We start from the raw sequence: 1,736 nt of genomic DNA on the forward strand, positions 1-1,736 counted from the left end.
CTCGTCTGTCTCGCTTTCCCGCAGGAGTCGAGCGATGCTTCTCCAAACAACGCAATGTATCACACTATTATTTTAGTCACGCTTTCCTTTATAATAAAAAAATAATGTGCAGGTGGTGCCCCCGATGATTTCAAATCAAGAAACCCTTAATTTAAGTCCAGATATGGCGATCTACGATATTGTTGTGCCAAAAGATAATATGCTTCGCCAAATCAATGAACTTGTTGATTTTTCATTCATTTTAGAGGAGTTAAAAACAAAATATTGTTTAGACAATGGACGAAATGCCATTCCTCCAATTCGTATGTTTAAGTACTTATTATTAAAAGCGATTTATGATGTATCAGACGTCGACCTTGTAGAGCGTATAAATGTCAACACCAATATGTACATTTTCGCTCGTTTAAGGAAGGCTGCAGTAAAAACGATAGAAAAAGAGCAGCCTCGAATGGAGGCTGCTCTTTTTTCTGTCTAAATTTTAGTGTAATTTTGTTGGGTATCCACTATTAATAACAGTCATAATTACGAACCAACCGAATACTGCAGCACTTAATAAGTTGAAAACAACGCTTAAAAGATTCTTTTCTTTAAGTGCTTGGAATGTACCAACTACAGCTAAAATAGAAACTAGACCAAAAATAACCATTAATAAGTTCATTAGAAATTGACACTCCTTTCGACATCAGAAAATGAATGTCGTAAACAATATTCCTCCTTAATTGTAAACGTTCTACCTGTTTTTGTCGAGAACTAATATAGACTAAACTATGAACATTTATCGTCAAATTGTGGCAAAGGCTGTATAATTGAAATAGAGGTGATTACAATGATAAACGTACGAAGTTATTCTCTTGGACCTGTCCAAACGAATTGTTATATCGTATCGAATAAAAATAAGGAATGCTTAATATTTGATCCAGGAGAAGAAGCGGATCGAATCATCAAGGCTATCCGTAGTAACAATCTTAAACCACTAGCCATCTTTTTAACACATGCACATTTCGATCATATCGGTGCAGTGGACGCTATCCGCGAGGCTTTTCATGTTCCAGTATGGATTCATGAAAAAGAAGTAAGCTGGTTAGGAGACCCAACAAAAAATGGCTCTAGTAAATACGCAGCATTACCAGAGTATATTGTCGGTGCCCCAGCTGAAGAAAATATTATAAAAAAAGAACAGCTATTTGAAATAAGTGATTTTTATTTTAAAGCAACGTTTACACCAGGACATTCACCAGGTAGTATTTCCTATATATTTGAAAATGATGGCTTTGCTATTGTTGGTGATACACTATTTGAACAAAGTGTAGGTCGTACAGATTTACTAGGAGGCTCGACAAAAATATTACTTACATCCATTCATGATAAGCTATTGACACTACCTGAGGATACTATTATCTACCCTGGTCATGGGAACTATACAACGGTCGGTGCAGAAATGGAGACAAATCCTTTCTTGAATGGCTTTTAAGGCTTGGCGATAATTAAAAATAAATAGTTAAGCTATTTGATAATAGCCATCCGCAAATGAAAATAATGATATTTATGATGCCGTTGATGATTGTCATTTCTTCAATTTTTATGCCATCAGCCATCCCATTTTATTGGACAATTTCATCTTTGTGGGTGATTTTACAGAGCTTTGTGTTTAATAAATTAAAGCCTAAATTAACTTTATAAATGGAAAAATCTCCCTAGTATTAAATAGGATAGATAGAATAAACCATAATCTAACC

General features: G+C 34.7%; 2 protein-coding genes and 1 pseudogene. 2 read left to right on the forward strand and 1 reads right to left on the reverse strand.

Annotated elements, in window-relative coordinates:
• Positions 1 to 124: 124 nt before the first annotated feature.
• A pseudogene (locus tag PVA17_RS24690) lies at positions 125 to 397 on the forward strand (transposase); the annotation flags it as partial.
• Between the two features lie 81 nt (positions 398 to 478).
• Here the strand turns inward: PVA17_RS24690 and PVA17_RS24695 are convergent.
• Entirely contained in the window at positions 479 to 658 is a 180-nt protein-coding gene (locus PVA17_RS24695) for a DUF2759 domain-containing protein (protein WP_274069329.1), read from the reverse strand.
• 168 nt (positions 659 to 826) lie between these two features.
• Here PVA17_RS24695 and PVA17_RS24700 point away from each other — a divergent pair, with 168 nt between their 5' ends.
• Positions 827 to 1,471: an MBL fold metallo-hydrolase gene (locus PVA17_RS24700; protein WP_274069330.1), complete on the forward strand. Its 645-nt coding sequence runs from the start codon at positions 827 to 829 to the stop codon at positions 1,469 to 1,471.
• Positions 1,472 to 1,736: the final 265 nt, after the last annotated feature.

The sequence above is a fragment of the Lysinibacillus sp. CNPSo 3705 genome, from assembly GCF_028674935.1.
In the GTDB taxonomy this organism is placed as follows: domain Bacteria; phylum Bacillota; class Bacilli; order Bacillales_A; family Planococcaceae; genus Lysinibacillus.